The organism is Pseudomonas sp. Bc-h (genome assembly GCF_002080045.1).
Taxonomy (GTDB): Bacteria; Pseudomonadota; Gammaproteobacteria; order Pseudomonadales; family Pseudomonadaceae; genus Aquipseudomonas.
The window spans coordinates 22,261-48,656 of the sequence record NZ_MUIN01000007.1; the positions used below are offsets into that span (position 1 = coordinate 22,261).

21 protein-coding genes are annotated in these 26,396 nt (G+C 61.7%); 12 read left to right on the top strand and 9 right to left on the bottom strand.

Going from position 1 to position 26,396, the window contains the following annotated elements; genetic code table 11:
* Positions 1–9: 9 nt before the first annotated feature.
* The 7 genes from BWR59_RS13045 (at position 10) to BWR59_RS13075 (ending at position 6,850) form a co-directional block, all read left to right on the top strand.
* On the top strand, positions 10–843 hold the full coding sequence (locus BWR59_RS13045) for a carbohydrate ABC transporter permease (RefSeq protein ID WP_062381883.1): 834 nt from the start codon (positions 10–12) through the stop codon (positions 841–843).
* A gap of 100 nt (positions 844–943) precedes the next feature.
* On the top strand, positions 944–2,047 hold the full coding sequence (gene ugpC, locus BWR59_RS13050; protein ID WP_081566058.1) for a sn-glycerol-3-phosphate ABC transporter ATP-binding protein UgpC: 1,104 nt from the start codon (positions 944–946) through the stop codon (positions 2,045–2,047).
* Positions 2,048–2,080: 33 nt separating this feature from the next.
* Positions 2,081–3,598, top strand: a complete 1,518-nt coding sequence (locus BWR59_RS13055; RefSeq protein ID WP_081566059.1) for a mannitol dehydrogenase family protein — start codon at positions 2,081–2,083, stop codon at positions 3,596–3,598.
* A gap of 23 nt (positions 3,599–3,621) precedes the next feature.
* Positions 3,622–5,103: a xylulokinase gene (xylB, locus tag BWR59_RS13060; RefSeq protein WP_081566060.1), complete on the top strand. Its 1,482-nt coding sequence runs from the start codon at positions 3,622–3,624 to the stop codon at positions 5,101–5,103.
* Between the two features lie 31 nt (positions 5,104–5,134).
* The gene (locus tag BWR59_RS13065; protein WP_081566061.1) at positions 5,135–6,073 is read left to right on the top strand and encodes a carbohydrate kinase; all 939 of its coding nucleotides are present in this window, start codon (positions 5,135–5,137) and stop codon (positions 6,071–6,073) included.
* Positions 6,074–6,227: 154 nt separating this feature from the next.
* Positions 6,228–6,425: a type II toxin-antitoxin system HicA family toxin gene (locus BWR59_RS13070; protein ID WP_081566445.1), complete on the top strand. Its 198-nt coding sequence runs from the start codon at positions 6,228–6,230 to the stop codon at positions 6,423–6,425.
* Positions 6,426–6,445: 20 nt separating this feature from the next.
* A complete protein-coding gene (locus BWR59_RS13075) occupies positions 6,446–6,850 on the top strand; it encodes a type II toxin-antitoxin system HicB family antitoxin (RefSeq protein WP_081566446.1) in 405 nt (134 codons plus the stop codon).
* 81 nt (positions 6,851–6,931) lie between these two features.
* Here the strand turns inward: BWR59_RS13075 and BWR59_RS13080 are convergent, their stop codons facing one another.
* The 6 genes from BWR59_RS13080 to BWR59_RS13105 form a co-directional block, all read right to left on the bottom strand.
* Positions 6,932–7,546 carry a hypothetical protein gene (locus BWR59_RS13080; protein ID WP_081566062.1) on the bottom strand — a complete coding sequence of 205 codons (615 nt, stop codon included), beginning with the start codon at positions 7,544–7,546 and terminating at the stop codon, positions 6,932–6,934.
* 183 nt (positions 7,547–7,729) lie between these two features.
* Positions 7,730–8,761, bottom strand: coding sequence for an alpha/beta fold hydrolase (locus BWR59_RS13085; protein ID WP_081566063.1), 1,032 nt, complete (start codon positions 8,759–8,761; stop codon positions 7,730–7,732).
* Positions 8,762–8,903: 142 nt separating this feature from the next.
* Positions 8,904–9,269: a helix-turn-helix domain-containing protein gene (locus BWR59_RS13090; protein ID WP_081566064.1), complete on the bottom strand. Its 366-nt coding sequence runs from the start codon at positions 9,267–9,269 to the stop codon at positions 8,904–8,906.
* A gap of 124 nt (positions 9,270–9,393) precedes the next feature.
* Entirely contained in the window at positions 9,394–10,425 is a 1,032-nt protein-coding gene (locus BWR59_RS13095) for a histone deacetylase family protein (RefSeq protein ID WP_081566065.1), read from the bottom strand.
* On the bottom strand, positions 10,425–11,666 hold the full coding sequence (locus BWR59_RS13100; protein ID WP_081566066.1) for a Zn-dependent hydrolase: 1,242 nt from the start codon (positions 11,664–11,666) through the stop codon (positions 10,425–10,427). The genes BWR59_RS13095 and BWR59_RS13100 overlap by 1 nt, the downstream gene beginning before the upstream one ends.
* Positions 11,667–11,686: 20 nt before the next feature.
* Positions 11,687–13,012, bottom strand: a complete 1,326-nt coding sequence (locus BWR59_RS13105; RefSeq protein WP_081566067.1) for an MFS transporter — start codon at positions 13,010–13,012, stop codon at positions 11,687–11,689.
* Positions 13,013–13,176: 164 nt separating this feature from the next.
* Between BWR59_RS13105 and BWR59_RS13110 the strand changes: the two genes are divergently transcribed.
* Positions 13,177–14,118, top strand: a complete 942-nt coding sequence (locus BWR59_RS13110; protein WP_081566068.1) for a LysR family transcriptional regulator — start codon at positions 13,177–13,179, stop codon at positions 14,116–14,118.
* A 191-nt stretch (positions 14,119–14,309) separates the two neighbouring features.
* Here BWR59_RS13110 and BWR59_RS13115 read toward each other — a convergent pair whose 3' ends face one another.
* On the bottom strand, positions 14,310–15,356 hold the full coding sequence (locus BWR59_RS13115; RefSeq protein WP_081566069.1) for a class I SAM-dependent methyltransferase: 1,047 nt from the start codon (positions 15,354–15,356) through the stop codon (positions 14,310–14,312).
* Between the two features lie 268 nt (positions 15,357–15,624).
* The gene (locus BWR59_RS13120) at positions 15,625–18,510 is read right to left on the bottom strand and encodes an EAL domain-containing protein (RefSeq protein ID WP_081566070.1); all 2,886 of its coding nucleotides are present in this window, start codon (positions 18,508–18,510) and stop codon (positions 15,625–15,627) included.
* Positions 18,511–18,807: 297 nt separating this feature from the next.
* Between BWR59_RS13120 and BWR59_RS13125 the strand changes: the two genes are divergently transcribed.
* From BWR59_RS13125 to BWR59_RS13140, 4 genes are all read left to right on the top strand, one after another.
* Positions 18,808–19,872: an NAD(P)-dependent alcohol dehydrogenase gene (locus tag BWR59_RS13125; RefSeq protein ID WP_081566071.1), complete on the top strand. Its 1,065-nt coding sequence runs from the start codon at positions 18,808–18,810 to the stop codon at positions 19,870–19,872.
* Positions 19,873–20,326: 454 nt separating this feature from the next.
* Positions 20,327–20,989 carry a (2Fe-2S)-binding protein gene (locus tag BWR59_RS13130; protein WP_081566072.1) on the top strand — a complete coding sequence of 221 codons (663 nt, stop codon included), beginning with the start codon at positions 20,327–20,329 and terminating at the stop codon, positions 20,987–20,989.
* On the top strand, positions 20,989–21,972 hold the full coding sequence (locus BWR59_RS13135) for a xanthine dehydrogenase family protein subunit M (RefSeq protein WP_081566073.1): 984 nt from the start codon (positions 20,989–20,991) through the stop codon (positions 21,970–21,972). The genes BWR59_RS13130 and BWR59_RS13135 overlap by 1 nt, the downstream gene beginning before the upstream one ends.
* 16 nt (positions 21,973–21,988) lie before the next feature.
* Positions 21,989–24,223 carry a xanthine dehydrogenase family protein molybdopterin-binding subunit gene (locus BWR59_RS13140; RefSeq protein ID WP_081566074.1) on the top strand — a complete coding sequence of 745 codons (2,235 nt, stop codon included), beginning with the start codon at positions 21,989–21,991 and terminating at the stop codon, positions 24,221–24,223.
* A 74-nt stretch (positions 24,224–24,297) separates the two neighbouring features.
* Here BWR59_RS13140 and BWR59_RS13145 read toward each other — a convergent pair whose 3' ends face one another.
* Positions 24,298–26,307: a diguanylate cyclase gene (locus BWR59_RS13145; protein WP_081566075.1), complete on the bottom strand. Its 2,010-nt coding sequence runs from the start codon at positions 26,305–26,307 to the stop codon at positions 24,298–24,300.
* Positions 26,308–26,396: the final 89 nt, after the last annotated feature.

Here is a 26,396-nt window from a genome sequence, read left to right on the forward strand (position 1 = left end):
GGCAAGGTCATGATGACGCTCAAACAATCCCGTCGCCTGCAAAGCGTGCTGCTCGGCACCTTGTCGTGGGTGATTGCGGCGCTGATATTCTTCCCGATCTTCTGGATGGTGCTCACTAGCTTCAAGACCGAGATCGACGCGTTCGCCACGCCGCCGCAGTTCATTTTCACGCCGACCCTGGAAAACTACCTGCACATTCAAGAGCGCAGCGATTACTTCCACTTCGCCTGGAACTCGATCCTGATTTCCTTCAGCGCCACGATCCTGTGCCTGTTGATCGCGGTCCCGGCGGCCTACTCCATGGCGTTCTTCGAAACCAAACGCACCAAGAGCACGCTGCTGTGGATGCTCTCCACCAAGATGCTGCCGCCGGTGGGCGTGCTGATGCCGATCTATCTGCTGGCCAAAACCTTCGGCCTGCTGGATTCGCGCATCGCGCTGATCGTGATCTACACGCTGATCAACCTGCCGATCGTGGTCTGGATGATTTACACCTATTTCAAGGACATCCCCGGCGAAATCCTCGAAGCCTCGCGGCTGGACGGCGCCACCACGCGCCAGGAGATCTTCAAGGTGCTGATTCCGATCTGCAAAGGCGGCCTGGCCTCCACCGCGCTGCTGTCGCTGATTCTGTGCTGGAACGAGGCGTTCTGGTCGCTGAACCTGACCTCGTCCAACGCCGCGCCCCTGACGGCGCTGATCGCCTCCTACTCAAGCCCTGAAGGTCTGTTCTGGGCCAAGTTGTCGGCGGTCTCGACCCTGGCCTGCGCACCGATCCTGATCTTCGGCTGGATCAGCCAGAAGCAGCTGGTACGCGGGCTGTCGTTTGGTGCGGTGAAATGATCGAGAACACGATGATTCCCACGCTAAGCGTGGGGACGATCTCGACGATCCCGTTCAGTACCCTTTTTGATGTATTTGAAGAATAAGACTGGAGCCCCACATGGCTAACCTGACAATCAGAAATCTGCAAAAAGGCTTCGACGGCCACCAGATCATCAAAGGCATCGACCTGGACGTCAAAGACCGCGAATTCGTGGTCTTCGTCGGTCCATCGGGCTGCGGCAAATCCACCCTGCTGCGCCTGATCGCAGGCCTTGAAGACGTCACCAGCGGCAGCATCGAACTCGACGGCCGCGAGATCACTCAAGTGACCCCAGCCAAGCGCGACCTGGCCATGGTGTTCCAGACCTACGCGCTGTATCCGCACATGACCGTGGGCAAGAACCTGTCCTTCGCCCTCGATCTGGCCGGCACGCCGAAAGCCGAAGTCGAGAAGAAAGTCGCCGAAGCTGCGCGCATTCTGGAACTGGGCCCTTTGCTTGAGCGCAAGCCCAAGCAATTGTCCGGCGGTCAGCGTCAGCGCGTGGCCATCGGCCGTGCCATCGTGCGCAACCCGAAAATCTTCCTGTTCGACGAACCGCTGTCCAACCTCGACGCCGCGCTGCGGGTGCAGACCCGTCTGGAGCTGTCGCGTCTGCACAAGGAACTGGAAGCGACCATGATCTACGTGACCCACGATCAGGTCGAAGCCATGACCCTGGCCGACAAGGTGGTGGTGCTCAATGGCGGTCGCGTGGAGCAGGTCGGCTCGCCGCTGGAGCTGTATCACCACCCCGCCAACCTGTTCGTGGCTGGCTTCCTCGGCACCCCGAAAATGGGCTTCCTCAAAGGCAAGGTCAGCCGTGTCGACTCAACCGGCTGTGAAGTCACGCTGGATGCAGGCGCGAAAATCAGCCTGCCGTTCACCAACGCCCAACAGAGCGTCGGCGATGCCGTGACCCTGGGGATTCGCCCGGAACACCTGGAACTCGCGAAAGAAGGCGACTGCCAGCTGCAAGTGGTCGCCGATGTCAGCGAGCGTCTGGGCAGTGACACCTATTGCCACGTGCGCACAACCTCCGGCGAACCCCTGACCATGCGCATCCGCGGCGACCTGGCCAGCCAGTACGGCGAGACCTTGAACCTGCATCTGGATAGCACCCATTGCCATCTGTTCGACGCTCAAGGCCAGGTCATCCGCAAGGCGCTGCAAGCCGCCGCCTGATCCGACGAACATAGAGAATCAGAGACCGTAGTCATGAAACTGAACAAACAGAATCTGTCGAACCTCGGTGCCGGCATCGAACTGCCCGCCTACACCCTCGAAGACCGCCGCCAGGGCATCGCCCATATTGGCGTCGGTGGCTTTCACCGCGCGCATCAGGCGTTCTATACCGACGCTTTGATGTCTCTCGGTGCGAAGGACAAGAGCGGCGAGGGTCTGGACTGGGCCATTTGCGGCGTCAGCCTGCGCGAAGAAGACCGCGCCAATTTCGAAGCGCTCAAGGGCCAGGACTTTCTCTACACCCTGTTCGAGCTGGGCGACACGCCGGACACTGAAACCCGCGTCATCGGCGCCATGAGCCAGATGCTGATGTCCACCGACAACGACCTGGCGCTGATCGACAAACTCGCCAGCCCGGACATCCGCATCGTTTCGCTGACCATCACAGAAGGCGGCTACTGCATCGACGACAGCACCGGCGAGTTCATGAGCCACCTGCCGCAGATCCAGCATGACCTGCAGCACCCCGCGACGCCGAAAACCGTATTCGGCTACCTGTGCGCAGCACTCGCCAAGCGCCGCGCCGAAGGCACGCCTGCGTTCACGCTGATGTCCTGCGATAACCTGCCGCACAACGGGGCTGTCACCCGCAAAGCGCTGCTGACCTTCGCCAGACAGCGCGACGCCGATCTGCACGACTGGATCGCCGAGAACGTCAGCTTCCCCAATGCCATGGTCGACCGCATCACCCCGATGACCAGCACTGCCCATCGCCTGCAACTGCATGACGAAAAAGGCATCGACGACGCCTGGCCGGTGGTCTGCGAACCGTTCGTGCAATGGGTGCTGGAAGACAAATTCGTCAATGGCCGCCCCGCCTGGGAAAAGGTCGGCGTGCAGTTCACCGACGACGTGACGCCCTACGAAGAAATGAAGATCAAGCTGCTCAATGGCAGCCATCTGGCACTGACCTATCTGGGCGCATTGAAAGGCTATCGCTTCGTTCACGAAACCATGAACGATCCGCTGTTCGTCGCTTACATCCGCACCTACATGGACCTGGACGTCACCCCGCAGCTGGCGCCAGTGCCCGGCATCAATCTCACCGACTACAAACAGACGCTGATCGACCGTTTCTCCAACCAGGCCATCGCCGACCAACTGGAACGCGTGTGTTCGGACGGCTCGTCCAAGTTTCCGAAATTCACCGTGCCGACCATCAACCGCTTGATCGTCGACAGTGGCAATATGGACCGCGCCTCGCTGGTGGTCGCTGCCTGGGCCTTGTACCTGCAGGGCAACAAGAACCGCGATTTCAAGGGCGAGAACGGCGTCGACTACAAGGTCGTCGACCCGCGCGCGGACTTCTGCAAAGCGCTGGTCGCCGACGACGTTCTGGTCACCCAACGCCTGCTGGAGGTGGAAGAAATCTTCGGCGCAGCGATTCCGAAATCACCTGAGTTCGTGGCATCGTTCGAGCACAACCTGAACAGCCTGAAGCAACTGGGCGTCAGCAAAACCCTGGAAAACCTGTTAGCGAAAGCCGTCTGAACTTCATAGGTAAAGAGGTGAACATGTTTCTCGGCATCGATTGCGGCACCCAAGGCACCAAGGCGATTGTTCTTGATGCCGTCAGCGGCAAGGTATTGGGCGAAGGCTCGGGCGCACACCACATGATCAGCGGCGCCAACGGACGTCGCGAGCAGGATGTGCAGGAGTGGCTGAACGCGTTTGAACAGGCGACGGCTGCGGCCCTTGCGCAAGCCGGCATCAGCGGAGCCGAGATTCAGGGCATCGGCGTTTCCGGGCAGCAACATGGCCTGGTGATGATCGACGAGCTGGGCCATGTGTTGCGCCCGGCCAAGCTGTGGTGCGACACAGAGTCAGCGCCGGAGAACGAGCGGCTGCTCGATTATCTGGGCGGCGAAGCGGGCTCGCTGGAGCGTCTGGGGATCGCCATCGCGCCGGGCTACACCGTTTCCAAACTGCTGTGGACCAAGGAGCAATTTGCGGAACTCTTCGCGCGGATCGACAAGATTCTCCTGCCCCACGATTACCTGAATTACTGGCTGACCGGTCGCTGCTGCAGCGAGTATGGCGACTCGTCCGGCACCGGTTATTTCAACGTCCGTACCCGCCAGTGGGACCTCGACATTCTGCAGCATATCGACCCGACCGGGCGTCTGGTCAGCGCGCTGCCGGATCTGCTCGAAGCCCACGAATCGGTGGGCACGATTCTGCCCGCAATTGCCGAGCGTCTGGGCATCAATCCCAAGGCAATCGTTTCCAGCGGTGGCGGTGACAACATGATGGGCGCCATCGGCACCGGCAACATTGCGCCGGGCTCGATCACCATGAGTCTGGGCTCCTCCGGCACGGTTTACGCGTTTGCCGATGAGGGCAATGTCAGCGCGCAACCCTCGGTGGCGACCTTCTGCTCGTCGTCCGGCGGCTGGCTGCCGTTGATCTGCACCATGAACTTGACCAACGCTACCAGCGCCATTCGCGAGCTGTTCGCCCTGGACATCGGTGCATTCAATGCGGCCATAGCCTCGTCCCCCATCGGCGCCCAAGGCGTGCTGATGCTGCCGTTCCTCAATGGCGAACGGGTGCCCGCCCTGCCCCACGCCACGGGCAGCATTCTGGGGCTGGACAGCACCAACCTGAATCAGGCCAACTTGTGCCGCGCGGTGGTCGAGGGCACCACCTTCGGCCTGCGCTACGGTCTGGACCTGCTGCGCGAAAGCGGCATCAAGAGCGCAAACATCCGGCTGATCGGTGGCGGCGCGAAAAGCGCGATCTGGCGTCAGATCGTCGCCGACATCATGGACACGCCTGTGATCTGCACCACCGGCACGGAAGCAGCGGCCCTGGGTGCTGCGATTCAGGCAGCGTGGTGTCATTCCCATGTCGAAGGTGCCGCTGAATCGCTGCAAGCGCTGAGCGAGCGTTGCGTGAGTCTGGACCCAAGCAGCGAAACCCGCCCGGTTGCCGAACATGTCGCGGCGTACCACAAGGTTTATCAGCAGTACCGCAATCAATTACAGGGCATTTGACGGAACGTCGTCAGCCCTTAACGGAGTCACTATGTATCTGGTGTGTGGCGAAGCACTGTTCGATTTTTTCAGTCAGCCGAACGTCGATGGAAAGAACAATCGCGTCGGCTTCCAGGCCGTCGCCGGCGGCTCGCCGTTCAACGTCGCCGTGGGCCTGCGTCGCCTGGGCGTGGACGCGGGCTTCTTCGCAGGCATTTCCACCGACTACCTGGGCAAGCGCCTTGCCACGGTGCTCGAAGAAGAAGGCGTGCGTAGCGACTTCCTGATTCACTTCGACGCGCCGACCACACTGGCGATGGTTGCTGTGGGTGCCGATGGTTCGCCGCACTACAGCTTCCGTGGCGAAGGTTGCGCCGACCGTCTGCTGACCGTCGAGCAACTGCCGGACCTGGACGACAACGTTCGCGGCCTGCACGTCGGTTCGTTTTCGCTGGTGGTTCAGCCTGTGGCCGACGCGTTGCTGGCACTGGTGCAACGTGAGAGCGGCAAACGCCTGATCACCTTCGACCCCAACGTGCGGCTGAACCCTGCACCGAGCATTGAACTGTGGCGCAGCCAGGTGGCGAAGTTTGCCGAGCATGCGCACATCATCAAGGTCAGCGATGAAGACCTCAGCCTGTTGTACCCGGATCTCGATGCCGAGACCGTGGCCAAGGGTTGGCTGAAACACAACTGCCAACTGGTGATCATGACCCGTGGTCGTCAGGGCGCCAGCATCTTCACCCGCGATGCGGGCAGTTGGTCCGTCCCGGCGCGCGAGGTGAAAACCGCCGACACCGTAGGCGCTGGCGATACTTTCCAGGCTGCACTGATCACCTTCCTCACCGAGCGCGGACTCGACACGCCAGCGAGCCTGCCGAAGCTGAGTCGAGAGACATTGACCGAGCTGCTGAACTTCGCGGTGGCGGCGGCGGCAGTGACCTGCACGCGAGTGGGACCTGACTTACCGTATCGGGATCAGGTGGTCTAGAGAACGCTGAGGGCTACAAAGTACGCTGAATATCTGCCAAGCGCTGACAATCCCCTCCGCCGCCGATTCATAACTCTAGATACATCTTTGTGATTGATCTAACATCGGCCCATTGTCACCATCGACGCCCTTGCACATCAAAGGGATGTTGGTGGTGAAGAGCAGAGAACTGATAGCGGAACTTGAAGCAGCGGGATGGACGCTTCAACGAATACGGGGCAGCCATCACATCTACACCCACCCTGGCAGCCCTCATACGATTCCCGTCCCGCATCCCAAGAAAGATCTCCCACTGGGAACAGTAAAAAGCATCAGGAGGCGCGCATGGCTAACACCATCCGGTCAGGCCTGATCGTTTTGCAGGAGCACATCATGCAATATCCCATCGCCATCGAATGGGGCGACGACGCTACCGCTATCGGCATCCATATCCCGGATATTCCTGGCGCCGTGACGGCTGGCGACACCTTTGAAGAGGCTTACAACGCCGCAGTCGAGATAGCCCACATCATGCTCGAAGAGCTAATTTCAGGCGGACAATCCGTACCGATCCCCACCTCTGCCAAGGTTCATCACGACCATCCGGATTACGCTGGAATGGGCTGGGGTATGCTGGAAATCGACATCACGCCCTATCTGGGCAAGACCGAGAAGGTCAACGTCACCCTGCCCGGCTTCGTCATTCAGCGGATCGACAAGTACGTACGCGATCACAACATCAAGAGCCGCTCCTCATTTCTGGCCGATGCTGCGCTCGAGAAGCTGACACGCATTTGAACTGAACATAAAAAAGGGGCAGCCGGTCTGCACCGCTGCCCCTTCTTATTGACGCTCGGCAAAACTCGTCCCGCCAATATCTCAGGCCATTTCCGCCTTCGCCATGGCGATCCTGGTCTTGACCTCGGATTCAGCGATTTGCTGTTCCTGCTTTTCTTTCTGCAGATCAGCCACTTTCTTGTCGACCGCCGCCTGCTGCTCCGGCGTCATGTTGTCGTACTCTTCCTTGCTCACGCCGGTCAGCTGCTGACGCACCTTTTCGGCATCGCTCTGGTTCATGTAGGCCATGAACTGATCCTTGGCCGATGAAGCAACCGAGGCGTCCGCATCGCTGCTGTCGACGGCGGCGATGTTGCTGTCCACGGTCTTGGTCACGCTGTCGGTTGCCGCAACCTGTTTGTCAGAAGCAGACGAAAACGCAGCAGCGGCAGCCGCCTTGTCGTCATCGGATACCGACGCGGTAGTGTTGGCCAGCGCCGCCTTGAGGTTCACCATCATTTTGGCGAAGGACTCGTTGTAGCCCTGATCGGTGCTGCTTTCCGCCGAACTGTCACCATTGCTGGCAATCGCCGCGACCGGCGCAGAGGCGCTGGCTGCTGCGGTGGTGGTGTACGCATCCTTGTCTGCCGTGTCGAAATGCGTGTGGGACACGGCCTTCGACGCGAAGTGCTGGATGGCACTGTTCCCTATGATCATCTTTCACCTCCTTATCCAGGTTATCGATGCACCACAGGTCACAGCAAAACCGGTGCCAGCTGCCGTCACCTGCCTTGTAGGCCACGTCCTACAAGGGTTTCAAAGATTTCAGATGCAGAACGCAGGCGGCAATATCGGCCCGAACTTGCCGTCAGCGGCAGCCGGTGGCCGCATTGCCGCGTCTCAATCAAGAAAGGCTTTCACAGCCTGATCCACCTTTTTCATCTCGCACACCGGCGCCATGTGCCCGCAGTCGTTGTTCAGCACCAGCAATTTGGTAGTGCGCTTCTGTGCCGCCAGCGCTTTCGAAGGCCCCGGGTCCACCAGCCGGTCCTGCTCGGAGGTGATGATCAGCATCCGCGCCTTGATCTTCCCGGCCAGGGTCGCCATGCCGCCATCCCGAACCAGATCGAAAGTGGTCATGGCCTGCAACTGCCGATACCAGTCCACCGCACTGAAACTCTGGCTGGTCTGCGTGCCGTGCAGGCTGTCTTCGGTCGGCCGTTTGGCGGCGACGGTCTTGGCGGCGGCATGCTCAGGGGTCCACAGGGATTCGGTGTGCAACGCCGTGAGGTTCCTGAACGCCGTGCCCGGCGGGTAATTGCCGTTGTTCCAGCCAGGATTGCGTTCGATGGCCGACATTTCGGCCTTCCACACCAGCAGGTCCTGAGCAGTAGGCTGCGGTGTACCGACGATGGTCACGATGTTGCTGGCGTAATCGGGGTACATCACCGCCCATTGCAGCGCCTGCATGCCGCCCATGGAGATGCCGACGACGGCGTGGACATGATCGATGCCCAGGGTCAGCGCCAGCAAACGATGCTGGGCCTTGACCATGTCGCGGATGCCGAATTCGGGAAACTTGAGCCGAGGATGGGATTTACTGTTGGAGGGCGAGCACGACACCCCGTTGCCCACCGCGTCCAGCGCGATGACATACCAGCGGTCGGTGTCGATGAGCTTGCCGGGGCCGATCATGTCGACCTGGTCTGCGGTACGGCCCGTCAGCCAGGTCGGCACCAGCACCACATTGCCCTGATCCGCAGCCAAGGTGCCGTAGGTGCGATAACCCAGCGAGCACTGCTTGATCTTGCCGCCGGTCATGGTCAGCGAGCCGATACTGGCCAGCTGTTGCTCGGCGGCCGTTGCCGCGCACGCACTCGTCATCGCCAGCAATGCACACAGCATCCGGCCCGCATATCGATACAGGTTCATGGTCTTCCCCCAAGAAGATCAGACTTCCATTTTTATTCTGCGGCCGAGGAAAACCATGTACATCAACACCATGCCGTCGCGCTGCAGAAATGAGCGTAGCCGGTTGTGTCGTCAGCGTCTGTCGAGGGGATGAACTGCTTGTTTACTGCGGCGGATCCTGTTCCTGCAAGCGCAGCCCCCAGTCGCGCAAAGACGCCACCACCGGCCCTACTTCGCGGCCCTTGGCGGTGAGCAGGTATTCCAGACGTGGCGGATGCTGCTCGTACAAGCGGCGCTCGATCAGGCCGTTGGCTTCCAGGGATTTGAGCCGGGTCGACAGGGTGCTGGGGGCGCAGCCTTGCAGAGAATCCTGTAAATCCTGAAAGCGCCGGGAAGGATTGCGCAACAAATCGCGCAGAATAAGGATCACCCAACGCTCGCCGATCACCTCCAACGCGGTGATCACCGGGCAGAAGGCGTAGGTCGGCATGGCCGAGATGTCTGGTCGTTTAGCGTTGATGTCTGACATGGCCGGGAGTCTAGCAAGGGGAAACAGTACTGGGTAGGGCGCGATATGCGCCCTGTAACGGCACGACTTCGCGGCGGTGACATATTCGTGATCGCCGTCGCCAGCAAGCCGTGCTGCTAACGTATCAGGCCGGACGCCGCCAGGCCTGCGGGCTGTCGAAGAACGCCTGCGCGTTGCTCTCCAGCGTCTCAAGGTGATAACCGCCTTCCTGCACGATCACGCATGGCAGGCCGAGGCTGCGAATGCGCTCACCCAGCGTGGCGAAGCCTTCGCGAGTCACGGCAACTTTGCTTTGCGGGTCCAGCTCATAGATATCGAAACCCAGCGACAAGACCAGCGCGTCGGCCTTGAACACCTTGACCGCAGCGAGCGCCTGCTCGAGCTTGTCCATGAACACCGCTTCGCTGGAACCGTGTGGCATTGGCAGATTGAGGTTGAAGCCCTCACCCGCTGCTGCACCGCGTTCGTCATCAAAGCCCGCCACGCCAGGGTAGAAGTTGGTCGGATCGCCATGGATCGAGACGTAAAGCACGTCGTCGCGCTCGTAGAAGATCTCCTGAATCCCCTGACCATGGTGCATGTCGGTGTCGAGCACCGCCACCCGTTGATAGCCTTCGCGCAGCACTTGCGCTGCAACCGCTGCGTTGTTCACGTAGCAAAAGCCACCGGCAGCCTCGGCCCGTGCATGATGTCCCGGTGGCCGGCACAGCGCGTAAGCGGCAGGCTCGCCGTCGAGCACAGCCTTGGCTGCGGCCACCGCGCTCTGCGCCGACCAATAGGCCGAACGCCAGGTCAACTCGCCCACCGGGCAACTGCCGTCCGCCAGATAACGGCCGGCCTGGGCGAGGATGCCGCGCAAGGCGTTGGGCTCGCGCACGAAGATGTTCGACATCACTTCATCGCCCCAGTCTTCCGGCACTTCCTTCCAGCGCTGCCAGGCTTCTTCGAGGAACGCCAGATATGGCGCTCCGTGCACCGCCAGCAGCGGATCGAGGCCAGAATCGTCGGGCTGGAGAATCTCGAAACCCAACGTCTTGGCGGCCTTCAACAGATTCTGCGCGCGCTCCGGGACTTCCTGCGGGGTGCGCATCTGCCCACGGGAGTAGTAGCTGCGAGGATGGTGCAAAAGCTGTTCGGGGTGAAAGAAACTGCGCATCAACGTTCTCCTTGATCAGCGCGACCGGCGCGGGTCAGCACGGCATTTAGCAAGACATCGGTGCCCTGACGGACATCGTCGGGCAGCGCGTCTTCGGCTTCGTTATGACTCAGGCCGCCAACGCAGGGGATGAAGATCATCGCGGTCGGACAGAAGCGCGCCAGATGAATCGCATCGTGCCCCGCGCCACTGACAATTCGCTGTTGCGCATAGCCCAGACCGTCGACCGCTTGTTGCACAGCCGCGACACATTCCGCGTCGAACGGTGTGGCCGGGCTGATCCAGTGCGGCTCGACCGAGACGCTCAGGCCGCGCCGGGAGGCGATGTCTGCAAGACGCTGGCGGACTTGCTGCTCCATCTCGTCAATGGCCGAATCGCGGTGATGGCGCAGATCGAGGGTGAAATTGACCAAGCCAGGAATGGTGTTGCGCGACGACTTTGCGATGCTCAGTTCGCCCACGGTGGTCAGGCCTTCAGGGGCGAAATCGGTCGCCAGCCCTTCCAGCGCCTGAATCATCTGCGCGGCGCCGTACAGGGCGTCCTTGCGCAGTTTCATCGGCGTAGTCCCGGCGTGCGCGGCCATGCCTTCGACGCGCACGTCCAGCCAGCGAATCGCCTGACCGCCGGTCACTACACCAATGCTTTTGCCGTTGTCTTCCAGGATCGGGCCCTGTTCGATGTGCGCTTCGAAATAGGCATCTACCGCGCCGCCCAATGGTCGCTCGCCGTTGTAGCCAGTGATCGCCAGCGCCTGAGCAACGCTGACGCCATCGGCATCGCTGGAGGCCAGGCCTTTTTCCAGCGCCAGGCTGCCGGTGAACACCGCCGAGCCAAGCATTGCCGGCGTGAAGCGGGCACCCTCTTCGTTCGTCCACACTGCGATTTCCAGTGGCTTGTGGGTCTGAATGCCAAGGTCGTCCAGGCGACGAATGACTTCAAGCCCGGCGAGCACACCGTAAACGCCATCGAAGCGTCCGCCCTCGGGTTGGGTGTCCAGATGACTGCCCATCATTACCGGCGCAGCGTGGGGATCGGTGCCGACGCGTCGAGCGAACAGATTGCCGATGCGGTCGACACTCAGGGTCAGGCCAGCCTCGCGACACCAGTGCGCGAACAGCTCACGTCCGGCCTTGTCTTCCTCACTCAGAGCCAGGCGGCAGCTGCCGCCGCGCGCCGTAGCGCCGATTTCGGCCATTGCCATAAGGCTCGCCCACAGGCGGTCGCCGTTGATTTTCAACATCGAAAAAACTCCCGGATCGATCAAAGATTGGAGGCCATTTCCAGGCGGTGAGCGGTGGCATGACGGCGCGACAACGCCAGCACGCAAACCAGCGAAAGTGCGGCGATCAGGCTGTAGAACACCGCCATCGGCCACCACTGCCCGGCGTACTCATGGGCCAGCCAGGTGCCGATCAGCGGGGTCAGACCGCCCGCCAGCGCGCCGCAGATCTGGTAAGCCAGCGAGATCGCGGTGTAACGCACGCGAGTGTCGAACATCCCGCTGACATAACCGGCAATCACGGCGTAGAAGGACGCCATGCACACCACCGCCAGCGCGATGCCCGCAATGATCAATGGCGCCTCGGCGGTGCTGACCAGCACGAACATCGGGTACGGCGAGGCCATGGCGAGGATCGTCATGGTGCACAGGAAGCGCGTGGCGCCGATCTTCTCGGCGATCCACGCGGCCACCGGCTGTATGCAGAACTGGATGATCGCGACGAAGAACAGGCATTCGAGGATCAGCGAGCGTGGCAAGCCCAGTTGCTGCGTGCTGTAGGCGATCATGAAGGTGTTGGTGAAATACACCCCGGCGATGCCTAGGGTATTGGCGCCGATGCACAGCAGCAGCGGGCGCCAGGAGGTTTTCAGCACCTCGAGCACCGGCGCCTGCTCCTTGACCACGGCCTTGGCCCGCTGATCCTCGGCCAGCGCCTTGTCGGCGAGGAACTCCGGGGATTCGCTCACCCCAAGCCGAATCGCCAGCCCCACCACCAGCAACAACGCGCTGGCAAGGAACGGCAGACGCCAGCCCCAATTCATCAGATCAGCCTCAGGCAGGCGGGTGACGGCACTGAAGGCCAACAGCGAGAGGATCAGACCGGCCGGGCTGCCCAGTTGCGCGAAAGAGGCGAAGAAGTTACGCCGGCCCTTGGGTGCATGCTCGCCAGCCATCAAGACCGCGCCACCCCACTCGCCACCCACCGCGATGCCTTGCACGACTCGCAGCAGAATCAGCATCACCGGCGCGGCGGTGCCGATTTGCGCGTAGGTCGGCAGCAGGCCGATGCAGACCGTTACCACGCCCATCATCACCAAGGTAATGACCAGCGATTTCTTGCGGCCGATACGGTCGCCGATGTGACCGAACACCACGCCCCCCAGAGGGCGCGCGAAGAAGCCCACGGCAAAGGTGCCGAAGGCCGCCATGGTGCTGAAGAGCTTGTCGTCGGAGGGGAAGAACAGCTGACCGAACACCAGTGCGGCGGCGGTGGCGTAAATGTAAAAGTCGTACCACTCGATCATGGTACCGATGAAGGCGGCGGCCGCAGCACGGCGTGGCTGGGGCGAAGCGGAAGGCTTCATGGATCAGGCTCCTTTGGGTTTGTTTTTTTGGCAGGAGAAAACTGTCGCGGTTGCGCTCTGATGGCGCTTGTTCTGGGGTGATTTTTCGGTTCAGACCTATGATTAGTCAATTTTCTATTTATTATTCCGATTATAAATCCTGCTAATTATCGAGAGCCGCCACGGTGTCCGAATTCCGCCGCGATGTTCATCCCCTGCTCAACGACCGACTCGACTGGAACCTGCTGCGCACCTTCAGGGTGATCGGTCAGGAGCTGAGCATCAGCCGCGCTGCTGCCCGGCTGCACCTGACACAACCGGCGATCAGCCAGGCGCTCAAGCGCCTGGAAGAGCAATTGGGCTGCCAGTTGATTGCCCGGCGCGGGCCGCGTTTCGACCTCACCGAAGCGGGTGAGCAGATCTTCGCCATTGCCGGTGAGATGTACGGCCAGGTCTCGCAGATGAGCAATGCCCTGCAGCAGCCTGGGGATGAAGTGATCGGCAAGGTGCGTTTGCTGATGATCAGCCGGATCGTTTCCGAGCGCTTCGACCAGTTCCTTGCCGACTTCCATCGCGAACACCCGCGTGTGGATCTGGAAATCGATGTGATGCGCAGCTCCGACATCGTCGCCGCGTTACTGGAAAAGACCGCCAGCCTGGGCCTGAGCCTCAATCGCCGCCCGCAGCCACGACTGGAACAACGGCTGTTCCTGCGCCAGCGCTACGGGTTTTACTGCGGTCGTCACCACGCCTTGTTCGGCCGGGAAAACCTCAGCGAAGCCGACCTGCAGTCGGAGAATTTCGTCAGTTTCACCAGCGACCAGATCGGCGGCATGCTCTCGCCGCTCACGATCTTTCGTGATCAGCAGGGCTTCAGCGGGCGGATCGTGGCTTCATCGCCAAGCCTGGAAGAAGTACGGCGACTGGTCATCGCGGGCTACGGTCTGGGTTGTCTGCCCGAGCATGTGGTGGCGGAAGATGAGAAGAACGGGTTGCTCTGGCGCCTGCCCCCGCGCGAGGGCATTGCCGATGTCGACATCCACCTCTTGTGGCATCGCGAGCAGAAGATGAGCCGGGCTGAGACCGTGTTCATCCAGAGCCTCGAGCAGCGGTTGATGGAGGGATAGCGTTGGACATCACACCGCAGCCCGTGGGAGGGAGCCTGCTCGCGAAGGCGCCGGGTCAGCCAACATCAAGGTTTCTGGCCCACCGCGTTCGCGAGCAAGCTCCCTCCGACAGGAATCACCGTTGCAGACTGCCAAGATCGTTGGCCGGGTTAGCCAATAGTCCCCAGCCTCCAAATGTGCACGCCTGCCAGTTACTTGCGCGCCTCCAGAATCAGATTGAACGGCGTCTCGGCGGCCCTGCGGAACTGGCTGAAACCCGCTTCGGCAAACACATCGCGCAATCTCTTCTCACCTGCCTGAGCCCCCAACCCCAGCCCCACCTCCTGAGACAGCGAGTTGGGCGTGCATATGAACGTCGATGCCGCGTAGAACAGACGTCCGACCGGTGTGATGTTGTCGTCCAGGGTGTCGTTGGCGTAGGGCTCGACCAGTAACACCGTCCCATCCTTCTTCAAGGACCGATAAGCATGGCGCGCCGCTCCCACCGGGTCGCCCATGTCGTGCAGGCAATCGAAATAGCACACCAGGTCGTAGTCGTTTCCGGGGAAGTCCTTGGCCGTGCCCTGATTGAAACTCACCCTATCGCTGACCCCGCCCTCTCTGGCCCGCTCGGTCGCGGTGGCGATCGAGGGCGCGTGATAGTCAAAGCCATCGAAATGCGATGCCGGGAATGCCTTGGCCATGACGATCGTCGAGGCGCCGTGCCCACAGCCGATGTCCGCGACCCTGGCGCCCGCCTCGAGCTTGTCGATAACCCCGTGCAGCGCAGGCAGCCACTGCCCCACCAGATAGGTCTTGTAGCCGGGCCGGAAGAAGCGTTCGGTGCCGCTGAACATGCACGGATGGTGATCGCCCCAGGCCAGCGCGCCATCGCCACGCATCGCGGCCACCAGCTTGTCCTTGTCGTGGAACATCGACGCCACCACCATGATGCCGCCCGCGACGTACACCGGAGAGTCTTCAATCGCCAGCGCCAATGCCTGCTCCTTGGGCAGCACGAACTGGCCGTCGCGATGCTCCATGTAACCCGACGCCACGTGGGCGCTGAGCCATTCGCGCAGCAGTCGCGGGTTGCAGCCGGTCTTGCTGGCGAGGGCCTGCGGGGTCACCGGCTGACTGTCGGCCATGGCCTTGTACAGCCCCAGTTCATCACCGAGGATGACATTGGCGAGCATTGCGGCGGCGCCCATGTCGGACACCAGCTTGCCCATGAATTCGTGAAGTTTCGCCTCGTCCATTACGCAACCTCCTGTAGGAAGGCCACCGTCGGCACGGGCAGATCTGTGCTGAAAAACTCAAGGCGGTGGTCGGATGGAAAGACCACGATGCTGCGAGTCGCCGGAATGCGGGAAGTGGACAACAGCGTACTGAACGGCACTGAGTACGTTCGGCTTCAACCTGGAGGCAGGCAATTCACCGTAGGGGCCGTTGAGTCTAGCCCCTGATCAGCCAACCAGCGATCAAATAACCGTGCCCGGCGTCGAACGGTCTGTCATGAGTGCGAGGTCAGGCCAGCGCACTCAGGTCCAGCTTCTCTCGCGGCACCGGCATCGAGAAGTAATACCCCTGCGCCTGCCCGGCGCCCATCTCACGCAGCAACTGCAAGGTATCGGCATCTTCCACACCCTCGGCGACCACCGTGAGCCCCAGGGATTCGGCCATGCGCACGATGGCGCGGACAATGGCGCGGCTGCGAGAGCTGGTGGTCAGTTCCAGGGTGAAGGACTTGTCGATCTTCAAACCGCTGAAATGATACTGGTGCACGTAGCTGAGCGAGGAGAACCCGGCGCCGAAATCATCCAGCACCACCGAAACGCCGTTGTCGGCCAGATGCTTCATGGCCTGGCGAGCCAGCTCGGGTTCAGCCACCAGCGCGCCTTCGGTCAGCTCCAGGCAGATCCGCGACGGTGCGACGCCGTGATGACTCAGCAAGCCAAGCACTTCGCTGGAGAATTCGGGCCGGGTGATGCTGTAGCTCGAGCAGTTCACGTGCACCGTCGGCCAGTGCGCGTGCTCGGGTTCGGCGAGCATCGCCACTACCTGCTGCAGCATGTAAAAGTCCAGTCGGCCGATCAGGCGCAGGCCTTCCAGCGCAGGCAGGAACTGCCCCGGCGCAATGACCCTTCCATCAGGCTGGCGCCAGCGAATCAACGCCTCCAACGCCAGAATTTTGCCAGTGGCAACGTCGATGATCGGCTGGAAGTACGGCAGCAGTTCGTCGGTGCGTTTGAGGGCATTACGCAGCGCGGTTTCCTGCTCCATCTGGTCGGAGACCTCGCGGCGCACTTCCTGGTTGAACACCGCGTAGCTGTCACGCCCGGCGTTCTTGACCCGGTACATCGCCGTGTCGGCATCGCGCAACAGGTCTGCCGGTTCCTTGTGGAATTGCAGGTCCGCGCCCACCACGCCGATGCTGCACGAGGAAAACACCGCGTGGCCATCGATGTAGAACGGCACGTCGAACGCCAGCAGGATGCGCTCGGCGATGGCGACCGTGATATCGGGCGGCGCGGCGTAAGCCAGCACCGCGAATTCGTCGCCCCCCAGCCGCGCCAGCAAGTCGCTTTCGCGCATGCAACTGCGCAGCCGGTCTGCCGCCTGAATCAACAGCAGGTCGCCGGAGTGATGCCCAAGACTGTCATTGACCATCTTGAAGCGGTCGAGGTCGATGAACATCACCACCAGTTCCTGGCCGTGATCGCAGAACTCACGCCAGGCCACTTGCAGGCGCTGTTGCAGATGGCTGCGGTTCGGCAGCCCGGTCAGCGAATCATGGGCGTTCTCGTGTTGCAGCTTGGCGTTGGCGAAGTCCAGCTCGCGGGTCCGATCCTGCACCCGCGCTTCAAGGCGCAGGTTGGCGGTGTGAATGGCTTCGGCGGCGCTGCGGCGGGACAACGCGGTGTCGATGTGCCGCGAAACGAAGGTCAGCAGGTCCTGATCGCGCAGCGAATAGCTGACGTGGGGCGAATAACTCTGGACGGCCAGCACGCCACGCACCACATCGCCATCGAACAGCGGAATCCCCAGCCAGGAGCAGGATCGGTTGATGTCGTTCTGAATAGTGATCTCGCCGGAGCTTTCCAGACGGCGCGCCTCGGCGCTGTCGATCAGACAGGGCCGTCGCTGACGAATGACGTATTCGGTAAAGCCGCGCTCCCCGCGACGCGGGTCTGGACGGCGGGTCAGGCGTTCGTCGACGTAGTACGGGAACGTCACCTCCCCCGTGTCATCGTCGAACAGCGCGATATAGAAGTTCAGGGCAAACAGCAGGTCGCCAACGATGACATGCAGACTCTTGAACAGGTCGGCCATGTCTCCCGGCTGGCTGGACAGCTCGGTGATCTGAAACAGCGCGCTCTGCAAGTGCTCGGCGCGCTCGCGGTCAGCGACTTCACTGCGCAGCGCATCGTTGAGGCGAGACAGCTCAAGGGTGCGGCGAGCCACGGTTTCTTCCAGCTGAGCGCGGTGCAGAATGCGGTCCAGCGCCATCGCCACGTGCCGGGCGACCACCAGAAACAGCTCTTGATCCTCGACGCTGTAGATCCGCGACAGGTCGTAGACTTGCATCGCCAGCATGCCGAACACGTCGTCGGAGGCATTCTTCAGCGGCGCGCCCATCCAGAATTCCGGGCGATGTCCCACACACTGAAAGCGCTCCAGCGCTTGGGCGCGCTCGATCCCGGCGGCGTCGACGAACAAAGGCTGCTCGGTGGTCAGCACATAGGCGGTCATCGACAGGCGTTCCGGGTCGACGAACTCGTAGGTCTCGGCCTCCAGCGCGTCGACGTCGGTGATGTCGATGTAATACGGGTAGGTGATCTTGCCGCTGTGGCTCTCGTACAGCGCCAGATAGAAGTTTTCCGCGTCGATCAGGGTCGATAGCTGCTGGTGCACGCCTTGCAGGAACGCCGAGCGGTCCCGGGTCGAACTGGCCAGGTAGGTGATTTCATAGAGCACGCGCTGGGTGGCCTGGGCGCGGGCCAGCGCATCGGTCTGCAGCCGCAACCCCAGTTTGCCCGCCAACGCGATGAGCAACGGATTGCTCGACTCACGCTCCGGGGTCAGCAGCCAGCCCAGCGGTGCTTCGCCATGTCCGGTCACCCAGCGGTGCAGGCCGTGCTCGCGGCAGAACGTGTCGAAACCTTCGCGGGGAATCAGCACAGGCCATTCGGTGGACGCATTACCCTGCCCCAACAGGTGCATTTTCTGGCCGGCGCGATAGGCGGCCCAGCCCAGATCGGGAGCGGCCAATCGGGCCCCCTTGAGCAAGGCTTCCAAGGCGTTGTCGTCGTTGATCAAAGACAGATTTTCCACTCCTGACCCACTCTGTTGCGACGCCTGTTCGTCGGCTGATGGCGAGCGCTGGTTCGCGTTCGAGACATGAGAATTCATAGGCGCTCCATTGCCAGCGTGGGACTGGGCTATCTTCATGGGGTCTGACAGATGGTTGCAAGCGCCATATTCGTATTTGCTGCCTAATAACGACGGAAAATCGGGATTTCACGACATTTCACCTGACTCCCGCTTCTGTATCGGCAGACTGCCGTTGAAATGAAAGATTTTCGGCGCACGCTGGCCCCATCGGTCGGCACTGACCGACGTCAAGCCGACGATTGACCTTTGGCCACTCCCGCCTGTCTCTGAATGCTGTTGCACCGTCCTTTTTGCCCAACTGGAGATGATCGCAAAATGATCAAGACTTACAGCTATGCCGCGCAAAAATCCACCGACAAACTGGCGCCCTTCCAGATCGAACGCCGCGATCCGGGCGCCGATGACGTACAGATCGACATTCTGTTCTGCGGCGTCTGTCACTCGGACCTGCACACCGCGCGCAACGAATGGAACAACACCCTGTACCCGTCGGTGCCGGGCCATGAGATCGTCGGCAAGGTCACGGCCGTAGGCGCCAACGTGAAGGACTTCAAGGTCGGCGATCTGGCCGGCGTCGGTTGCATGGTCGACAGCTGCCAGCACTGCGCATCCTGCGCCGAAGGCGACGAGCAATATTGCGAAAACGGCTTCACCGGCACCTACAACGGCCCGGTATTCGGCGGCGAAAACACCTTTGGCGGCTACTCTGACAAGATCGTGGTCAAAGAGAAGTTCGTCCTGAAGATTTCCCACAGCGACAACCTCGCCGCCGTGGCGCCGTTGCTGTGCGCGGGGATCACCACCTACTCGCCGCTGCATCACTGGAAAGTCGGCCCTGGCAAAAAAGTCGGCGTGGTCGGCCTCGGCGGTCTGGGCCACATGGCGGTGAAAATCGCCCACGCCATGGGCGCCCACGTGGTGCTGTTCACCACTTCGCCGAACAAGCGCGAAGACGGCCTGCGCCTGGGCGCCGATGAAGTCGTGGTGTCCAAGGATCCGAAGGAGATGGCGACCCAGACCAACAAACTGGATTTCATCCTCAACACCGTGGCGGCGCCTCACGATCTGGATGCCTTCCTCAACCTGCTCAAGCGCGACGGCACCATGACCCTGGTGGGTGCACCGGATCATCCGCATCCATCGCCTTCGGTGTTCAACCTGATCTTCAAGCGCCGCAGCCTGGCAGGCTCGTTGATCGGCGGCGTCAAGGAAACCCAGGAGATGCTGGATTTCTGCGCGAAACACGGCATCGTCTCGGACATCGAGATGATCCATATGAAGGACATCAACGAGGCCTATGAGCGCATGGTCAAGGGTGATGTGAAATACCGCTTCGTCATCGACATGGCGACGCTAAAAGAAGAAGCCTCGGCTGCTTGATTCAGACCGTGGGAGCCGGCTCGTCGGCGAAATCAGCGTGTCATGATCGTTCCCACGCTCCGGCGTGGGAATGCCTTTGCAGGACGCTCCGCGTCCCCTGACGCGGAGCGTCATAGCAGCGTTACCACGCAGAGCGTGGGAACGAGCATTGTGGGAGCTGGCTTGCTGGCGCCCACATGTCCAGCATCAGCCCCTCAACTTTTACGCAACCATCCACAGCCCCACGGGTCACAACCTTTACCCCTGCGCTCATGCCTCCCACTAAAAGACGCCATACACAGGCGCATCGTGGATTAGAGAATATCGCTCATGAGTGCATGCTGATATTCGAACCAATGCGCAGGGCAATCATTGTTTATCGTTGATCGCTTCACGCAACCGCTGCCGTACACGCTTGCGCGCCCGCCCACCGTCGGATGCCAGGCCTGGCTCAACGCTGACGAGGAACCCGTCCATGACCGATCAGCCTGATAAAAAAGAACCGAAATCCGACCTCACGGCCTTCACCGTGCCTTCGCGCAGAAACTTTCTCAAATCCATGGGCGTCTCGGGGCTCGCCGCTGCCACGGCGCCGATCTGGACCCAGGCCCTTGAAGCCCAGGCCGCAGTGACGGACGACACCCACCCACCGGCCAAGGATGAGCGACGCATGACCCTCAAGGTCAACGGCCAGGCTCACACCCTCAACTTGCCCGCCAATGCCGCGTTGCTGGACGTCTTGCGTGATCGTCTGCAACTGACTGGCACCAAGAAAGGTTGCGACCACGGCCAGTGCGGCGCCTGCACCGTGCACGTCAACGGCACGGCGATCAACTCGTGCCTGTCGCTGGCAGCGATGCACGAAGGCGATGAGATCACCACCGTCGAAGGCCTCGCGAAAAACGGCAAATTACACCCGGTCCAGGAAGCGTTCTGGGAGCATGACGCCTACCAGTGCGGTTACTGCACCAGCGGCCAGATCATGAGCGCCGTGGCGATGCTCGAAGACAAGAACATCGGCAGCGACGACCACAGCGTGCGCGAAGCCATGAGCGGCAATATCTGCCGCTGTGGCGCCTACAAGAACATTCTTGCAGCGATACAGAGCGCGAGAATCAAGTTGCAGGAGGTGACCTGATGAGAGCCCTGGATTATGTCCGCGCCGGCAGCATCGAGCAGGCCGTCGCGACCCATTCGAAAAGCCAGTCGGCATTTTTTCTGGCCGGTGGCACTACCCTCCTCGACCTGGTGAAACTCGACGTGATGCCGGCCGATCAGGTGATCGACGTCAATCACCTGTCCCTCAAGCAGATCGAGGTGCAGAAGGACGGCAGCGTGCGCATCGGCGCGCTGGTCACCAACAGCAACCTGGCCCACCACGAGTACATCGTCGAGCATTACCCGGTGTTGTCCCAGGCACTGCTGTCGGGCGCCACCACCCAGTTGCGCAACAAGGCCACCACCGCGGGCAACGTGATGCAGCGCGTGCGGTGCAACTATTTCCGCGATGGTTATTCGGCCTGCAACAAGCGCCAGCCCGGTTCAGGCTGCGCGGCCATCGACGGCCATAACCGCAGTGTTCACGCTGTGCTCGGCACCAGCGACCAATGCATCGCCACTCACCCCTCGGACATGTGCGTGGCCATGGCCGCGATTGGGGCAAAGGTCGAGGTTCAGGGTCCGAAAGGCAAACGCAGCATCGACTTCCTCGACTTCCATCTGCTCCCGGGCTCGACGCCCTGGAAAGAGCACGCGCTGCAGGACGATGAACTGATCACCCATGTGCTGCTGGACGCCCCGCTGGCCGGTAGTCAATCCGGTTATCTGAAATTGCGTGACCGCGCCTCCTATCAGTTCGCCCTCGCCTCCAGCGCCGTGATTCTGGTGATGGATGGCGACACCGTGCGCGAGGCACGCATCGCCATGGGCGGCGTCGGCACCAAGCCGTGGCGGGCGACGGAAGCGGAACGTGCGCTCAAGGGCACGACACTGACTCCACAGAACATGGAGAAGGCCGCGGCCGTTGCCATGCAAGGGGCCAAGGCTTATCGGCACAACGCCTACAAGATTGCCCTTGGGCAACAGGCGATCGTGCGCAATCTCAGCACCCTGACGGCCTGACCGAGAGGAAACGAACATGACCGATTCAAGCATGATCGGCTCGGCACCACGCCGGATCGACGGCCGCCGCAAGGTAACAGGCGCCGCGATGTACGCCTCAGACCATCATTTGCAGAACATGGCCTACGGCTATGGCGTGTTCAGCACCATCGCCAGCGGCAAGATCACCGCGCTGGACCTGGACGCCGCGCGCAAATCACCTGGCGTGCTGGAGGTGTTCCATCACGGCAACTTCCCGACCCTGTACCACAACTCGGCGCTGCCGATGTCCTTCGCGCAGATTCTCAAGGCCGCCAAGTCCGACGAGAGCCGTTTGCCGTTCGAGGACGACACCGTTTACTACGCCGGGCAATTCGTCGCCCTGGTGGTTGCGGACACCTTCGAACACGCAAGGGCGGCGGCCTACAAGATCAAGGTCAGCTACAGCAAGACCGACGCCGTCGCCAACCTGGAACAGGGCATGAAAGCGGGGAAGCTGCAGGACGGCAGCCCCAACCACAACCGGGGCGATGCCGCCGGGGCATTCGGCAGCGCCGCCCACAGCATCGACGCGACCTACACCACGCCTGTCGAAACCCATAACCCGATGGAAATGCACGCCACCGTCGCCAGTTGGGAGGACGGTCGACTGATCGTCTATGAGGCCTCCCAAGGGGTGGTCGCCCATCGCAACTCGTTGGCGAAGATCTTTGGCCTGATACCGGAAAAGGTCGAAGTGCGCGCCCCGTTCATTGGCTCGGGCTTCGGCAGCAAGCTGTGGATCTGGCCCCACTCGGTGGCCGCCTGTGGCGCCGCAAAGGTGCTCAACAGACCGGTGCAATTGGTGGTCCCGCGCCAGCAGATGTTCACTACCACCGGGCACCGTCCCCAAACCCGGCAGCGCCTGCGCCTGGCCACCGATGACAAAGGCAAGCTGGTATCGGTGAGCCACGAGTCAATCAATACCACCTCGTTCACCGACCCGTACAAGGAAAACTGCGGCACCTCGACCAAGAGCCTGTACAGCTGCGCCAATGTGCAGGTGACCCACAAGATCATCGAGACAAATCGCGGCACGCCGACCTCGATGCGCGCGCCCGGCGCTGCGCCTGGCCTGTTCGCGCTGGAATCGGCGATGGACGAGATGGCCGACAAGATCGGCATGGACCCCTTGCAGTTTCGCAAACTCAACGTTTCGGAACGCGACGAGAGCCAGAATCTGCCGTGGTCCAGCAACCATCTGCAGGAGTGCATCGATCAGGCCGCCGAACGCTTCGGCTGGAGCAAGCGCAACCCCAAGCCGGGTTCGATGAAGGATGGCACCGAGATCATCGGTTACGGCATGGCGGCCTGTAACTGGGACGCTTATCGCACCCCGGCCGAGGCGCAGGTCTCTTTGCGCGCCGACGGCACCGCCTACGCGATCTGCGGCGCGCAGGACATCGGCACCGGCACTTACACCATCGTCGCGCAGGTGGTCAGCAGCATCACCGGCATCCCGCTGGACAAGATCGAGGTCGAGCTGGGCAATTCGTCATTCCCGCCGGCGCCGGTGTCGGGCGGCTCTTGGGCCACAGCCAGCGTGCTGCCGGCGATTGCCGAAGCCACGCGGCAGGCCATCGAGCAGCTGAAGGCCTTCTCTGCCGCGCCAAAAGGTGTGTTTGCCGGAACCAAGGCCGATCAGATCAGCTTCGAACAAGGCCAGTTGAAGAGCGGTGAAAAGACTTTCGCCATTGCCGATGTGCTCAAGGCGCAGAAGCAGTCCAGCGCCTTTGGCGAAGCGAAGACCGGGATGAACGACACCAGCAAGCATTCCTTCCGTTCGTTCGGCGTGCATTTCGTCGAGGTGCGCTGGGATCCGGGCATCTCTCGCTTGCGCGTGGCGCGGGTGGTCAGCGCGATTGACGTGGGCAAGGTGATCAACCACAAGACCTCGCTGAATCAGGTCGAAGGGGCAATTGTCATGGGCGTCGGCATGGCGTTGTTCGAAGCCACCGATTTCGACGAGCGCGACGGCATGCCGGTCAACAACAACTATGCCGAATACGTGGTGCCGGTGCATGCCGACCAACCGGAAATCGACGTGATCCTGCTCGATTATCCCGACTATGAGCTCAACGAGTTCGGCGCCCGGGGCATTGGCGAGATTGGCATTACCGGGCTGGCAGCGGCTGTCGCGAACGCCGTGTCACACGCCACCGGCAAGCGCATCCGCGATCTGCCGATCACCCTCGACAAACTGATGGAGCTGCCGCCGACGATGAGCGCCTAAGGGCATTGCCGCCCCTTCCCTGTAGCCGTCCGGCCGGGCGGCTACAGGGATCACTGACGAACACCCAGCAACCGCTACACCAACTCCGGCTCGATCCGGTCGCGCCCGGCCAGCTTCGCGGCATACACCCCTGAATCCGCCCGCAGCAGCAAGGCGTCGCCGCCCTCGCCTTTGCGCCAACTGGCGATACCGAAACTGGCGGTCACACGACCTACCCCGTCGACCGGCTCGGCGCGCAACGCCGCCCACAACTCGGCGGCCAGTGCGTAAGCCTGGTCACCGTCGGTGTCCGGGCACAGCACCATGAACTCTTCGCCCCCGAGGCGACAGAACACATCGCTGCGTCGCAGCCGGTGACACAGCCGTGCGCAGATCGCCTGCAGCACGTGATCCCCCACCGCGTGCCCCAGTTGATCGTTGATGCATTTGAAGTGATCGATATCGAGCATCACCACGGCAAAAACCCCGCCGTGGCGCTCCACTCGCAACAATTCGGCCTGCAGACGCTCCTGAAAATAGCGGCGGTTATAGACCCCGGTCAGCGCGTCGGTGACAGACATGGTGCGCAGCTCTTCCTCCACCCGCTTGCGCTCGGTGATGTCCAGGCATACCGCCAGATAGCCGATCCATTGATCCTGTTCATCAAGCACCGGGCTGACCTGCATGTTCACCCGCAGGTGGCTGCCGTCCTGACGCACGAACGTCCAGTCGTGGGCCTGATGCCCATGCTCTTCCACCGCCTCCACCAACATCGCTTCGCCCGCCTTGATGGAGCGCCCGTAACGCTGGGTCAACTCGGACACATGCTCGGCAAGCTCCGCCGGCAGGTGCAACTGGCGCAGCGTCAGGGCACCGCAGACCTCTGCACTGCTGTAGCCGAGCATCTTTTCGGCGCCAATGTTAAAAGTGGTGATGACCCCTTCCAGATCGGTTGCGATGATCGCCACCTGCGTCGCAGCGTCCAGCACGTTGCGCAGCTGACCATGGGCACTGCGCAGTTGCTGTTCACGCTGGCGCAGTTGCACCGTACGTTGCTCCACCAGACGCACAGCCCGCTGACGCTGACTGATCAGCGCGTACAGCAAGGCGCTGAGCATGAAACTGAGCAACGCGCCGAGCACCACCACGCTGTCGGTGCTCGACGGATTGGCGCCGATAAAGGCTGCGGTAGGACGAATCTGCAAGGCGTAGTGGCGACCCGCGAAGGTCAACGCCGTGCCGAACTGCAAATCACCGGGCACCGCGCTGGCGTTCGATTGATACAACAAATCCGGGGTCTGCGGCGAGGTCAGGTCGTACAGCCTGAGGGCCAGGTTATCCAGATCCTGCTGCGGCAGACCTTCGGCCATCAGCTTGCGCAGGCTGATCACGGCCATCACGTAACCTTCGAGCACCCCCGAGTGCTCGGTCCCCATTCGGTCCCGTGACAACACCGGCGCCACCAACAGCACGCCATTGCGGTTTTCCTGTTCAAGGCCCACCAGATTCATGCGCGGCGACGCGGCCATGTTTCCGGTCGTCAGCGCCTGTTGCAGCGTTGCGTGGCGGGCGTGCTCAGAGTCGACGTCAAAGCCGGTGGGCAATGGCATGGTGCTGCGGCTTTGCGTGTAGCGCACCGGAAAATAAGCCGCTCGATGACCCGCAGTCCGCAGCCCGCCGGCTTCGTCCATTTCCCGCACGGCATAACTTGGCACGCCATCGGCCTGCGCCGACGCCTCGAACTGCAGGCGATCGGCATCAAGCACCCGTGGCGCCCAGGAATAAGCCTGGGTCCAGATGAGCATGGGATTGGCGAAACCGTTGAATTCTTCCTGGGACACTTCATCGGAATAGACAAAGAATCGGCGCAGGCTGTCCAGACGTTGCAACTGGCCGTCGAGACGCTCCTGAATGCGACTGACCCGCTCGCTGGCGAGCAACTCGAAGCGTTGGCGCAACTGACGTTGATACAACTCGACGTTGGTCAGCGCCAACAGGGCGGTGAGCACTGCACCCGCGCAAAACACGAGCACTGCCACCACCCAGGACGAGGTGTCTTCATTGATGAGGCCAAGAATCTTGGCGCTTGCCTGATTCGACGACATACGCAGAACTCATGACGCCACAGTGTTGCCGCGACACGTGGCCAGACCTCACTTATAGCTATTCGCCATTAGTTTGCCTAGTGCTGTGT